Below are 12,442 nucleotides of genomic sequence, written 5' to 3'. Positions count from 1 at the left end.
AAGCAGATGGATAACGAACACGGCCATAGCCCAGAAGAAGTCGCGACCCGTCTCACCGGCGATCGGCAAACCAGCCATATCAAGGATATGATCTATGGCGGGATTGATGGTGCGGTCACCACATTCGCGATTGTTGCAGGTGTCGAAGGTGCGGGGCTGTCACACACCATAATCGTCGCACTCGGTCTCGCGAACATCATCGCTGATGGTTTTTCGATGGCTGCCAGCAACTACTCGGGCACCAAAGCCGAGCTGGATGATCGCAAACGTATCATCGAAATCGAGGAACGCCATATCACCGAAAATCCGGAGGGAGAGCGCGAGGAGTTGCGTCAGATTCTGGAGATGCGTGGCTTATCCGGTGCGGTTCTGGAACAGGCGACCTATGAAATCGCGCAAAACAAAGAGAACTGGATCGGATTGATGCTGACCGATGAATACGGGCTGGCACGGGATGAACCCGCCCCGTTACGTGCGGCAATCGCCACCTTTGTCGCGTTTCTGATTGCCGGGGCTATTCCGCTTTTGCCTTTTGTTCTTGGCCTGCCCAACCCCTTTATCACCTGTATCTTCGCGACCCTGTTGACGTTCTTTCTGATCGGGACGGGCAAAAGCCGTTGGTCTTTGGCCAAATGGTGGCGTTCCGGCCTTGAGACACTTCTGATCGGTGGCACTGCGGCTTTGCTGGCTTATGGCGTGGGGGGATTGTTCCATCCCGGATGATGGCCTTGAGCAAAGTCAATTTGAACGGCTCGCGGATGGGCATACTGAAGGCAAGGACTGATTGCTTATGTTCACACACGCCATAAAACTCTTCACGCTCAACAAATTCGACATAAAGGTCGACCCCAGCTGGCTGATCATAGCTGCACTGGTGACGTGGAGCTTGTCCCGCGACTTTTTTCCTGATGCTCTGCCCGGTCAGGCTCAGATCACCTATCTGACGATGGCAGTTATCGCGATGATGGGGTTGTTTGTCTCGCTTTTGCTGCACGAACTCGCCCACTCGGTTGTTGCGCGTCATCTTGGCGTGCCGATCAACGGGATTACCCTGTTTTTGTTCGGGGGTGTGGCTGAAATGGACGCGGAGCCTACTGCGGCCAAGGATGAGTTGTTGATTGCTGTAGCAGGACCGCTCATGTCGTTATGTCTTGCCATCGGGTTCTGGGCGCTGTCGCTGATGGCGGGTGCAGGCAACCTTGTCGCCACGATACCCGAGGTGTTGTCCTATCTGGCGTTGATCAACCTTATCCTTGCGCTGTTCAACATGGTGCCTGCCTTCCCCCTCGATGGTGGCCGCGTGTTGCGCGCGTATCTATGGCACCGGACCGGTAATATGCTGGAGGCGACCAAGACTGCCTCGCGCTCGGGCACATTCTTTGCGTACTTTCTCATGGCGCTGGGGCTTATGGCTTTGTTTCACGGCGCTTTGGCTGCCGGATTATGGCAGTTGATGATCGGGGCCTTCGTGCTGATCGCTGCGCGCGCCAGCTATACGTCGCAACTGGCGCAGGTGGCGTTCGACGACAAAACCGTCGGCTCCCTGATGGTGCGGCATCCGGTTACGGTCGGACCCGATATCACGCTGGACTATCTTATCAACCAGATCATGTTGGGGCGTGGGGTCAGTTTTGTGCCTGTTACCGAAGGGTCAGTCCTGTTGGGTCATATCGACCGGTCAATCGTCGCGGGCATTGATCGTGAGAATTGGGCGAGCACGCGTGTCGGGGATGTTTTCGTTGGCCTGGAAGATGGCGTGATGATTGGACCCGATACCGGAGTGCAGGACCTGTTGCAGATTGTCAGTGCGACCGGCCAACGGAAATTTCTGGTGGTGTCGGGGCATCAACTTGAAGGGGTGATTACGCTGTCCGATCTGACCCAGCACCTGAGAGCAGCAGGTGCTGCGTGAAGCCCGTTCCACGAAACGGGCGTTTTCACCAAATGTTTGAAAACGGCTCACCCCGCCTCAGACCACTGACAGGCAGGCGCATTTAGCCAGGTGGTTGATGCGTTGCGTTGTGCTGCCCAAAACAAGGCTGGAGATACCGCTTAATCCGCGCCGGCCCGAAATAATAAGGTCTGCATTAATCTGATCCGCCAACAGCAGAATTTCGGTCGCGGCATCGCCATGTGGCATTTGCGTGCTGACATCGGTGAACTTCAGATCAGCGGCAATTTTCAGCGCCTCATCAAGTACTTTTTGGCCCGCTTCTTCAATCTCGGCAAAGGTCGGTTTGGTGATTGCGGCGTGATAGCCGGAAACCGCACCCACAACGAAAGCCGCAGTTTCGGCGTGTGGAACGTGGATGAGCGTGACGGCACCACCGTAGAATTTGGCCAAGTCAAATCCGACACGCGCTGCCTTTTTCGACTTCTTTGATCCGTCAAGGGCGACGACAATCTGTCTGAACATGTCTTTCTCCTTTTTGTTTGATGCTGTGCCAAGGCACGATGGCAACCAACGCGCCAAGGTGGGTTCAAACGTGCCACACCCGGCAAATGCACTGTTGAGGGAAATCAATTGTGACTTGCGCCCCGCAGGCGCCTTTTGGCAGGTTATCAGAAAGAGGCTCCTCCTATGGCGAACACCGCACAAGACAGCGCAATACTTTACGCCATCATGGAAGCGGCGGTGGATGCGATGATCATTTCTGATCAGGCAGGCATCATCCTGCGTGCAAATGCTGCAGCCGCGCAGATGTTCAAATTCGACGTGACCGATATGGTGGGTCATAACGTCAGTATGCTGATGCCCGCAGCGCTCGCTGTTTTGCATGACGGGTTTATCTCGCACCACATCGAGACCGGTGAGAAGCGGATCATCGGTCTGGGGCGCGATGTAGAGGGACAGCGCAAGGACGGTTCCGTGTTTCCGCTGCACCTTTCTGTGGGGCATGCGCAGATTGACCAGCAGCGGTTCTTCATCGGCATTCTCCATGATCTTACGGATCGCAAGGCGACTGAGGATGCGCTGGCCCGCTCACAGCGGCTTGATGCGATCGGGCAGATGACAGGTGGGATTGCGCATGATTTCAACAACCTGCTGACGGTAATCACAGGCAATCTGGAACTGCTTGAGATGCGTGGTGCCGACGATCGCCAGTTGCCGTTGATTAGGGATGCGCTGGAGTCTGCAGAGTTGGGTGCGGATCTGACCACACGACTGATGGTTTTCGCGCGGCGCAGTAACCTCAAGCCTGTCCTGTCCGATTTGCGTACCCTTTGTTCCGAGACGCTTACACTGCTTAACCGTACTTTCGGCGCGACCTACAGGATCAAGACCGATTTTGCTGTTGAAGCGGATTTGGTGATGATCGATCCGGTGCAGCTTCAATCGGCGTTGATGAACCTCGCGTTCAATGCACGTGACGCCATGCAGTCTGGCGGAGAGTTGTTGGTGTCGATTGCCAATGTGACAATTGATGACAACTACATGGCGCAGGAAACAGACATCGCTCCGGGCGATTACGTTCGGATTTCGGTAAGCGACAACGGCGCAGGGATGAGTCTTGAGGCGCAGCGCCGCGCGTTCGAGCCGTTCTTTAGCACCAAGCAGGACAGTGGCGGTACAGGACTTGGACTGGCTATGGTGTACGGGTTTGTGCGCCAGTCGGGCGGCCATGTGACGCTTTACAGTGAGTTGGGTCTTGGCACGAGTTTTGGTTTGTATTTCCCTGCAGTCGAGCAAGGCAAGACGCTTGCTGATCCTGCGGCAAACAAAGAAAGCGTAACCGCCCCAACTTTCGGTAACGGAAAAACGGTTATGATCGTCGAAGACAATCCGATGGTGCGCAAGCTGTCGATTGAGCGCATCCGTGATTTGGGATTCGCGACGCTTGAGGCCGAAAGCGGCGATCAGGCATACGAAATGTTATCAGAAGGCGCACACGTTGATCTGGTTTTCTCGGATTTGGTAATGCCCGGAGAACTTAACGGCTATGACCTTGCGGGCAGGATCGAAGCGGAGTTTCCAACGCTCAAGGTATTGCTTACATCCGGCTATGCGAATGACGTCTTGGCCAGCACCATCGCGCAAGAGCGGCATTTCGATATTCTTCACAAACCGTACCGTCAATCGGAGCTGGCGGCGCGTCTTCAGGCGCTTTTGACGGACACATCCGACCCCTGAACCAACTTCACATCACACGCGAAGGTATATCCAACGCCACGCACGGTCTTTATCAGTTTCGGGTTGGAAGGATCGCGTTCGATCTTTTTACGCAAACGCGCGACCTGATTATCAATAGTTCGATCCAGCGGGCTCCATTCGAGCCCTCCGGTCAGGTCCATCAGCTGATCGCGCGATAATACGCGCTTTGGCCGCTCCAGAAACACGCCCAGCAATTTAAAGTCGCCGCTGGTCAGGCCGCAATCGACACCATCTCGATCCAGCAATTCCAGACGGGTCGGGAATGCGGTCATTCCATCGAACCGGTAATGCGCCTCGGTTGCAGGCTGGTCGTCAGGGGTTGAAGCCGATGATGCCTCGCCGGATGCGGTATTGCCGACAGAACGTCGCAACACGCTTCTGACACGTGCAATGACTTCACGCACATGGAACGGTTTGGTGATGTAATCGTCTGCGCCGACCTCAAGTCCCACCACGCGGTCGATCACATCATCCTTGCCCGTGACCATAATAATCGGCACCTGGCTGTTTTGCCGGATCTGGCGTGCCAGTTCGATCCCGTTGTCCGCGCCCAGATGGATATCCAGAGTGATTAATGTCAGTCCGGTGCTCTCAACAATGTGCAAAGCATCCGAAGCCGTCGCAGCTTCCTCCACAGCAAAGCCCTCATCTTCAAGGACGTTGCGCAAGAGCGATCTGACTTTCGGATCATCGTCAACGATGAGGACCGTTTGATCTGTCATTATAGAGGTCTTTCCGCTGGCCCGGCTTGCCTGATACAAAACGATACAAAAAGCAGCTTCTTCACAGTAATTCAGATTACACAGGCTGTCCAAGGTGTCCTTAGCTCATAAAGGAGGCTCACCTGATGTATGTTACTATTCCAAGCGACCAAAAAGTTAACGGTAGTTTCGTACCCCTTGCTTCCGCACAGCCCAAGCCTGTCGAAACGCGTCTTAAATCCGGCTCTTACCTCTATTTCGAGGGCGATGATGTCGAATGGTTGTATCAGGTGACCAGCGGCGCAATGCGCCTTACCCGTTTGCTGCCCGACGGTCGTCGTCAGGTTATCGCTTTCGGTTACCCCGGCGATATCATCGGATTTCCTGCGAACGGCCTTCACCATACGGATTGCGAAGCGCTGACAGATGTGCGCCTGCAACCCTTCCGCCGCAGTGTTCTGGAGACAGGCGAGGGTGATCCCGCCTTGCATTCCGCCTTGCTGCAAGCCGCGCTGCGCGAGATCAGCGCGATGCAGGACCACTTTATGATGCTTGGGCGGAAGTCAGCTACGGAAAAGCTCGCATCGTTTCTTTGTGTACTTTCAGAACGCGTTGGCGAAGATCTCGGCGCTTACAGACAAATCCACCTGCCGATGAGCCGTTCGGACATCGCGGACTTTCTCGGTTTGACGACGGAAACTGTAAGCCGGACGTTCACCTTGCTGCGCAAAAGCAAGATCATCGCGATCGAGAATATCCATACGATCATCATCCAGCGTCCGACAGCACTGATGGGGCTATCAGCGGGCGACGACAAATAAACCAGCACAGCCGGAGCGCGGTGTAACGTGTTGCACCATGCCAGATTGACCCCGATCAATCGTACCCTCCCGCATTTCGCTAGCCTTTTTAGAAATGCAGAACGCACCGGTCTGCGGACTGTGCAAAAGATTCAATTCATCCTGCGGCGCTGCTTTGTGCCCTGTCAATTTTGAAATCGAAAAGGACTGAAACCATGGGCCCCAAGACAATCCTTGTTTGTTTGACCACACCGGAACACACCGAGACGCTGCTGAAAGTGGCGGCTCCTCTGGCGCGCAAACATGGGGCGCATCTGATCGGGCTTCACACGATTGAAGCGTTGGTCGTTTACCCCGGCATCGCTATGCACATTCCAGATACTGCCTTCGCTACCTTCAACGAAAGCCAGAAAGAGGAAGCTGACGCGATCAAGGAGATATTCGTAAAACATACAAAGAGCGAAGACTTCGTCAGTGAATTCCGGCTTATCAAAGCTGAAGCGCAATCTGCCGCTGACCGAATGGTCGAAAGCGCCCGCGCCGCCGATCTTGTAATTATGGCGCATGAGGACAAAGACAGTGACCGGTACGACCAACGCCATGCGCAGGTGCGGGTTATCCGTGAAGGCGGGCGTCCGGTGATCGTGGTTCCACTGGACTACGACGGGCCTGAAATCGGCAAGAACATATTGCTGGGGTGGAGCGACACGCGCGAAGCGGCGCGAGCAGCCCATGATATGCTGGGTCTGGCAGATGCAGGCGCTGAACTGACGGTACTTCGTGTCGGTGATCGTCCGCAGGATGCCTTCAAGGATTCTGATGCAATTGATCTGACTGAGATGTTCGCAAGACACGGGCTAAAGCCCACGCTTGAGCATAAGGACCCGATGGGTGACAGCATCGCTGAAGTACTGAATACAACCGCGTTCGAGAAGGGTGCAGACCTGATCGTGACGGGCGCATTCGGACATTCACGCGCCTATGACTTCGTTATCGGTGCGACCAGTTATGCGCTGTTGCGCGACCAGAAAATTCCGGTTCTGTTCAGTAAGTAGAAGCGGACAATTCTATGTCGGACCATATTGGCAGATGGTCCGATGCCACACTTGCCAGGGCGCTTTGATCTACGCCAGCGTCATGTAGAGTTAAACCTTGTGACAGGGAAAAGCGGTCCAATCCCGCAATCGGTCTGCGGGCATGAAAAGATCGCCCCGGACTATGGGTTTCAAACCTGTCCGCCAAAGGCTCAAAACCTTTGGTCGCCGACCATTCGTTGAAATCACCTGCAATAACGCAAGCGGCGTCGTCTGCTGTTGCCATGTTCAACACTGCGAGTTGCGCGTACCGGTCGCGGCGTCTGAGGCCGAGGTGGGTCGCGACGACCGTCAAACCAGTCCCGATGTCCAAAACAAGACGCACCGCGCCGCGTGGCTCAAGCCCCGGAAGATCAATTCCTTGTACGTCCCGTGCGCCTAATCCTTTCCGCACAAGAACGGCATTTCCATGCCAGCCTATGCTGACATCGTTCTGCGCCACATCGACCAGATTGAAATCAGTCTCGGTCTCGATCATCGACCGTGGAAGGGCAGTCGGGCGCTGGCCAAGCCTTTTGTCAGCTTCCTGCAGGACGACGACATCAGCGGACAACCGGTTGATCACCTCAATCGTCCGTTCCGGTCGCCGCCGCTGATCTAGGCCGCGCGCTTTGCGCATGTTATAGCTGGCGATACGTATGAGTTTGTCGTTCATGTTCTTTATATAGGTACTTTGTGCAAAAATTTCACGCCGGACCGCGTCAATGTATCAAAACCTGATCAAACAATACGGTCGCATCATACTTGTAATCTGGGCGATGCTTTTGCTGGCTGCCGTGATTGCGCTGGGGTTTGCCCGCTGGTCGCTGGCTTTCGTTAGTTTTGCTACACTGGCGCTCTCCTTGTTGCCGCCACTGCTGGCCGCGCGCTGGTCTCTGTCTTTACCATTGCCCTTTCTGCTGTTCACCACCATCTTCTTTTTCGCTTCCATCTTTCTGGGCGAAGCCTTTGATTTTTATGAACGGCTCTGGTGGTGGGATCTCGCCTTGCACGGCCTATCGGCAGTGGGGTTTGGGCTAACGGGGTTTCTGTTTGTCTTTATGCTGTTTGAGGGCGACCGCTTTGCCGCGCCGCCATCTGCCATTGCCTTTATCACTTTCTGCTTGGCGATCACCGTGGGTGCCAGTTGGGAAGTGTTCGAGTACGGCATGGACAATGCATTCGGGCTGAACATGCAAAAATCCGGGTTGGATGATACGATGGGAGACCTGATCGTGGACGCGATGGGGGGGCTTATTGCGAGTGTGACCGGGTATTTCTACGTGAAGGACAATGCTGCAGGTTTCCTTGGGCATGCGCTTTCCCAATTCATTGCGCGAAATCAAAGGCTGTATCAGAAATACAGGCACCGGCTCAAAAAATAGCGTGGGCCGGACGCGCGAATTGAGCGATCTCAATAGCTGCCAATGGGCATCTGCCATACTGAAGCCTGTCGTGATGATACAATAGAGCTTTGCGACGATCAGATTTGCCGAAAAAAACAGGAACCCGGATGCGTATCGTTGTTGCCTTGGGCGGAAATGCCTTGTCGAAACGTGGTGAACCTCTGACTGCGGAGGGGCAGCGAGAAAGCATCCGCATCGCTGCAGGGTCTCTCGCTGCTTTGCTCGAAGCAGGGCATGAGGTTGTCATTACTCATGGTAACGGGCCGCAGGTCGGATACCTTGCGCTGCAAGGCGGGGTGTTTCCACTGGACGTGCTCGGGGCCGAGACTGACGGCATGATCGGATACGTGCTGCAACAGGAGTTGGACAACGCTTACATGCCGGACGCACAGTATGCGACGCTTCTGACCCAGATCGAAGTCGATCCGGATGATCCTGCGTTTCAGGCACCAACCAAGTTTATCGGTCCGATCTATAGCCATGAGGATGCGGAGAAGTTGGGCAAAGAGCGCGGCTGGACCATCGGTCAGGATGGTGCGCATTTCCGGCGTACCGTGCCTTCGCCACGGCCAAAACGCATTCTCGAACTTGGTGTGATCGAATTGCTGCTGGCGCAGAAGGTCATTGTGATCTGCGCAGGCGGAGGCGGCATTCCGGTTGTACAAAAAGCGGATGGCAGCATGATCGGCGTCGAAGCCGTGATCGACAAGGATCATGCCAGCGGCTTGCTGGCGCGTGAACTGAATGCCGATGCGTTTCTGATGCTCACCGATGTGGAGGGGGTCTTTGAAGGCTGGGGCACACCGGAACAGGCAATCATTCCATATGCTACCCCGCATATGCTTGAAATGATGTCGTTTCCGGCGGGTTCGATGGGGCCGAAGGTCGAGGCCGCGTGTGATTTCGCGCTGGGCACCGGCGGGTTTGCCGCCATTGGCCGCCTTAGTGATTGTATGCAGCTTGTTGATGGCACGACCGGCACGCGTATCGGTTTAAAGCCCTAGCTGGCCTCATACTGCGCCAGCCGCCGCAACATTGAATCGCGTTCCTCGATCAGGTCCAGAACAAGTGCGACACCCGCAGTGTTGACGCCCAGATCACGGCTCAACCGGCGGGCCTTTTTCGCCCGCAGTATGCTGGTGCCGACGAAACGCCAGTTTCCGCTGTTGCTTCCGACCGGCTCGATCACGCCATGCTCCACCAGTTCGATTACCCAGTCTTCATCGGCATGACAAAAGCGACAAAGATCCTGCAGGCTAAGCGCTTCGACAAGATCACTATGAACTGTTGTTCGTTTCACCTTTCTACCCTCCTAACTTTGCACGTGGATTGAACGGCATCTTTTCGGCCATCTGCTCAAAGAATGCTTGCGCTTCGTCCGTATCGACCTTGGGATTCACGATACTCAGAGTGGCATAGATGTCTCCGGCAGGGGTGCCCGGAAATCCCTTGCCCTTGAGGCGCATCTTCTGGCCCGACCGTGCGTTCTTGGGAATGCGCAGGTCAACCTTGCCGCCGGGTGTTGGCATCACGACATGTCCGCCAAGCGCGGCCTCCCACGGGGTAATCGGCAAATCCAGATAAAGATCCTTGCCATCGGCGCGAAAAATCGGGTGCGCTGCAAAGCTGACTTCCAAAAACAGATCGCCCGCCGATTTGGCACCGGGCGTTCCCTGTCCTGCAAGCCTTATGTGCTGGCCTTCTGCGACACCCTTGGGGATGTGGACAGCAATCTTGCGGTCCTGCATCGTAACGGAACCATTCGGCCCCACTACCGGAGAGCGCAGGCTTAGCGTGCGTTCGGCCCCGCGGTAAGCGTCCTCAATGGTGATTTCGATGCGTGCATGGCTGTCGGCACCTTGGGCAAAGTGTCCGCCACCTGACGGGCCGGCCCGCTGCCGGAACAATGTTTCAAAAAAATCGCTAAAATCCTCGCCGCTCTGAGGCTCGCCTTCGGAAAACGAAAAACCCTCGTCCCAGCCGGGAGGCGGCTGATACTGGCCCTGCTGCTGTCCGCGGGGCGGTTCTTTTCCCAATTGGTCATAGGCCGCACGGCGCTCTGAATCCTTCAGAACTTCGTAAGCTTCGTTTACATCTTTGAACTTTGCTTCTGCATCGGTCCCAGGATTGATGTCAGGGTGATACTTGCGCGCCAGCTTGCGAAAAGCTTTCTTGATCTCGTCGTCCGATGCATCCCGTCCGACGCCCAGCGCTTTGTAGTAATCCTTGTATTCCATTGCTTCAAAGGTCCACACATCCAGATTTTCCAGAACGGTGACACGTCTTTACTCGTACGGGTTGATTTTTGTCATTTTGCACTGTGATAATCCTGTCAGTCTGGGACCAAATCAAGACTGATGGAGACTGCAATGAAACGCCGCACGATTCTGTATGTAATAACCCCTGAAACTCCGGACGATCAGATATCCCAAGCGGCCGAAGCTGCGGCCACTACGGACGCGCATCTGATGTGTCTCATGCTTGGCGCGGCCCCGATGTTGCCGATGTACGCCTACGGGGTTCCGCCCTATGGGGGCATGAACATTCCCGACAACTGGACGGAAACCGTAGCCGATGCGCAAGTTGCACAAACTAATCGAGTGCAGGCCGTTGAAAAGCTGTTGGCAGCAAGCAATGTATCGGGTGATGTCCAGTCAACAATGTGCGCGACTTTGGATGTCAAACATGTCGTGGCCCAATATGCCCGTGTGAGTGATGAGGCATTCTTTGCGCCAAGCCTGCGTGAGATGCCCGATTTTCTGCGCGAAGCGGCGTCAGGTATTCTCTTCCACTCACCGATCGCTTTCCGGATGAATGGTGCTGCGGCGGAGAAGGTCGATCGCGTGATGATTGCCTGGGACAGCAGTTCTGCTGCTGCAAGTGCGGTACATGCCGCATTGCCGTATCTGAAAGAAGCCAGCGAAGTGGTTATCGCCTGCATCGATCCTGTTGCCATGACAGATCGGGATGGACCGGAACCCGGTGCCGATGTTGCCGCTTGGCTTAGCCACCATGGTTGTCATGTGACCGTGTCGCAATTTCCAAGCGGCGGACGTGATGTGGGCCAATGCATTCTGGACCGCGCGCAGGAAAACGGCTCCGGTCTGGTGGTGATGGGTGCCTACGGCCATGCCCGAATGATCCAGACCGTTTTGGGCGGAACAACCCGCACTATGATGGACCAGAAAGAACAACCTGTTTTGTTTGCCCATTAGGCTGGGTTTACCTCATGGACGTCGCGTGTTCGCCCGTTGCCGCCAGACCGGCAGCGGGCACCCCCACGCGAAACACACGCGTTAAAACGGTTCGATATGATCCGCTGAAAGCGCATATGCGATGTCTGCAAGTTGGGTGGAGGTCGACGCAGTACCAAACATACCTATGACATTAACCGCCTCGAACATGCCGGACCCTTCGTAGGGAACACCGGTCGTGACAAACACCAACTGGTTTGCGGGAGGTGGCGGAACGTGCACGCATGCCCCGACGAACGGTACAAGGATAAAGGCAGTGATGCCCGTGCCGGAGTAATCAATCGGCACCACGTATCCGGGAAGACGCACGACCTTTCCGTTCCAATCTGTCCTCACCCCTTGCGATGCGGGCTGCTGGCTCGAAAGGGCAGGGCCATCATGGTCAATCAGCCCTTGGATCACCGGCGGGATTACCTGTTGCCCGTCCGGAACAAGGTCCGCCCAATCCAGATCGATATAGTCTTTGGCAAGCGCGGCTGAAGGACAGACCGACAGGGCACCCAAAGCGGCCAGAATGCTGCGGCGGTTCAAGTTTGTCATTCCCATTCGTAGACCTCAATGCGGTCCGCAGTCAGGGCGTATCCGATGTCGGCAATGGTTGTGGATTGCAACTCGTGGCGCATCCGTCCTGTGACCCAAACCGGATCCCATAGTTTGTCGCTGGGCCACGGTTTTTTGCTGTCGACGAAAACAAGTTGGTTGGCAGGTGGCGGAGGTGTGTGAATACAAGCCCCAACATAAGGCACCATGATAAAGCTGGTAACGCCAGCCGTAGACATATCCAGTGGCAGAACATAGCCGGGCATCTTGATGTAAGCTCCGTGCAGTTCTTGGTTCAGCTTCGTCGCGTTTTCGTCGAATTCGGGAAGCCATGTATCCTTGATCGCATCAATTTCGCCTTGGCCGATGATTTCTGCATAGGGCACGCCGGGCGGTATCAAGTCTTCCCATCCGATAACGCGGGGCGTTGCAGCAAGAACAGAACGGGGCAGCGCTGCGCTGGCGGCGGCACAGGCTATAAGCTGGCGGCGGGATATTTTCATCGTGTCAAACCC

Annotated in this window: 15 protein-coding genes; 8 read left to right on the top strand and 7 right to left on the bottom strand. The window is 55.5% G+C overall.

The window, feature by feature from the left end; all coding sequences use genetic code 11:
• Positions 1-6: 6 nt before the first annotated feature.
• Both Z946_RS0107615 and Z946_RS0107610 read left to right on the top strand, forming a co-directional pair.
• Positions 7-723: a VIT1/CCC1 transporter family protein gene (locus tag Z946_RS0107615; protein WP_025055131.1), complete on the top strand. Its 717-nt coding sequence runs from the start codon at positions 7-9 to the stop codon at positions 721-723.
• 67 nt (positions 724-790) lie between these two features.
• Positions 791-1,912, top strand: coding sequence for a site-2 protease family protein (locus Z946_RS0107610; protein ID WP_025055130.1), 1,122 nt, complete (start codon positions 791-793; stop codon positions 1,910-1,912).
• 57 nt (positions 1,913-1,969) lie between these two features.
• On the opposite strand, the gene Z946_RS0107605 is transcribed toward Z946_RS0107610, so the two are convergent.
• Positions 1,970-2,416 carry a universal stress protein gene (locus tag Z946_RS0107605; RefSeq protein WP_025055129.1) on the bottom strand — a complete coding sequence of 149 codons (447 nt, stop codon included), beginning with the start codon at positions 2,414-2,416 and terminating at the stop codon, positions 1,970-1,972.
• 165 nt (positions 2,417-2,581) lie between these two features.
• On the opposite strand from Z946_RS0107605, the gene Z946_RS0107600 reads away from it, so the two are divergent.
• Positions 2,582-4,132: a PAS domain S-box protein gene (locus Z946_RS0107600; protein ID WP_025055128.1), complete on the top strand. Its 1,551-nt coding sequence runs from the start codon at positions 2,582-2,584 to the stop codon at positions 4,130-4,132.
• Here the strand turns inward: Z946_RS0107600 and Z946_RS0107595 are convergent.
• Positions 4,099-4,875, bottom strand: a complete 777-nt coding sequence (locus tag Z946_RS0107595; RefSeq protein WP_025055127.1) for a response regulator — start codon at positions 4,873-4,875, stop codon at positions 4,099-4,101. The two genes, Z946_RS0107600 and Z946_RS0107595, sit on opposite strands and share 34 nt — an antisense overlap.
• A gap of 125 nt (positions 4,876-5,000) precedes the next feature.
• Between Z946_RS0107595 and Z946_RS0107590 the strand changes: the two genes are divergently transcribed.
• Together Z946_RS0107590 and Z946_RS0107585 are read left to right on the top strand one after the other, a co-directional pair.
• Positions 5,001-5,675 carry a helix-turn-helix domain-containing protein gene (locus tag Z946_RS0107590; RefSeq protein ID WP_025055126.1) on the top strand — a complete coding sequence of 225 codons (675 nt, stop codon included), beginning with the start codon at positions 5,001-5,003 and terminating at the stop codon, positions 5,673-5,675.
• Positions 5,676-5,869: 194 nt separating this feature from the next.
• Positions 5,870-6,709 carry a universal stress protein gene (locus Z946_RS0107585; RefSeq protein WP_025055125.1) on the top strand — a complete coding sequence of 280 codons (840 nt, stop codon included), beginning with the start codon at positions 5,870-5,872 and terminating at the stop codon, positions 6,707-6,709.
• On the opposite strand, the gene Z946_RS0107580 is transcribed toward Z946_RS0107585, so the two are convergent.
• On the bottom strand, positions 6,699-7,403 hold the full coding sequence (locus Z946_RS0107580; RefSeq protein ID WP_037969108.1) for an endonuclease/exonuclease/phosphatase family protein: 705 nt from the start codon (positions 7,401-7,403) through the stop codon (positions 6,699-6,701). The two genes, Z946_RS0107585 and Z946_RS0107580, sit on opposite strands and share 11 nt — an antisense overlap.
• Before the next feature lie 49 nt (positions 7,404-7,452).
• Here Z946_RS0107580 and Z946_RS0107575 point away from each other — a divergent pair, with 49 nt between their 5' ends.
• On the top strand, positions 7,453-8,112 hold the full coding sequence (locus tag Z946_RS0107575; protein WP_037969106.1) for a DUF2238 domain-containing protein: 660 nt from the start codon (positions 7,453-7,455) through the stop codon (positions 8,110-8,112).
• Between the two features lie 128 nt (positions 8,113-8,240).
• Complete coding sequence (locus Z946_RS0107570) at positions 8,241-9,137, top strand: carbamate kinase (protein ID WP_025055122.1); 897 nt, start codon at positions 8,241-8,243, stop codon at positions 9,135-9,137.
• Here Z946_RS0107570 and Z946_RS0107565 read toward each other — a convergent pair.
• Together Z946_RS0107565 and Z946_RS0107560 are read right to left on the bottom strand one after the other, a co-directional pair.
• Positions 9,134-9,433, bottom strand: coding sequence for a chaperone modulator CbpM (locus Z946_RS0107565; protein WP_025055121.1), 300 nt, complete (start codon positions 9,431-9,433; stop codon positions 9,134-9,136). The two genes, Z946_RS0107570 and Z946_RS0107565, sit on opposite strands and share 4 nt — an antisense overlap.
• 4 nt (positions 9,434-9,437) lie before the next feature.
• On the bottom strand, positions 9,438-10,370 hold the full coding sequence (locus Z946_RS0107560; RefSeq protein ID WP_025055120.1) for a DnaJ C-terminal domain-containing protein: 933 nt from the start codon (positions 10,368-10,370) through the stop codon (positions 9,438-9,440).
• Positions 10,371-10,502: 132 nt separating this feature from the next.
• Between Z946_RS0107560 and Z946_RS0107555 the strand changes: the two genes are divergently transcribed.
• Positions 10,503-11,348 carry a universal stress protein gene (locus tag Z946_RS0107555; RefSeq protein WP_025055119.1) on the top strand — a complete coding sequence of 282 codons (846 nt, stop codon included), beginning with the start codon at positions 10,503-10,505 and terminating at the stop codon, positions 11,346-11,348.
• Between the two features lie 81 nt (positions 11,349-11,429).
• On the opposite strand, the gene Z946_RS0107550 is transcribed toward Z946_RS0107555, so the two are convergent.
• Positions 11,430-11,927 (bottom strand): DUF3299 domain-containing protein, encoded by a 498-nt coding sequence (locus Z946_RS0107550; protein ID WP_311733098.1) that lies wholly within the window; start codon positions 11,925-11,927, stop codon positions 11,430-11,432.
• Positions 11,924-12,430 (bottom strand): DUF3299 domain-containing protein, encoded by a 507-nt coding sequence (locus Z946_RS0107545; protein ID WP_025055117.1) that lies wholly within the window; start codon positions 12,428-12,430, stop codon positions 11,924-11,926. Before Z946_RS0107545 ends, Z946_RS0107550 begins: the two co-directional genes overlap by 4 nt.
• Positions 12,431-12,442: the final 12 nt, after the last annotated feature.

The organism is Sulfitobacter noctilucicola (assembly GCF_000622385.1).
GTDB classification, from domain to species: domain Bacteria; phylum Pseudomonadota; class Alphaproteobacteria; order Rhodobacterales; family Rhodobacteraceae; genus Sulfitobacter; species Sulfitobacter noctilucicola.
The sequence above is the reverse complement of the archived record's forward strand: the minus strand, read 5'-3'. Positions and strand labels throughout refer to the sequence as shown.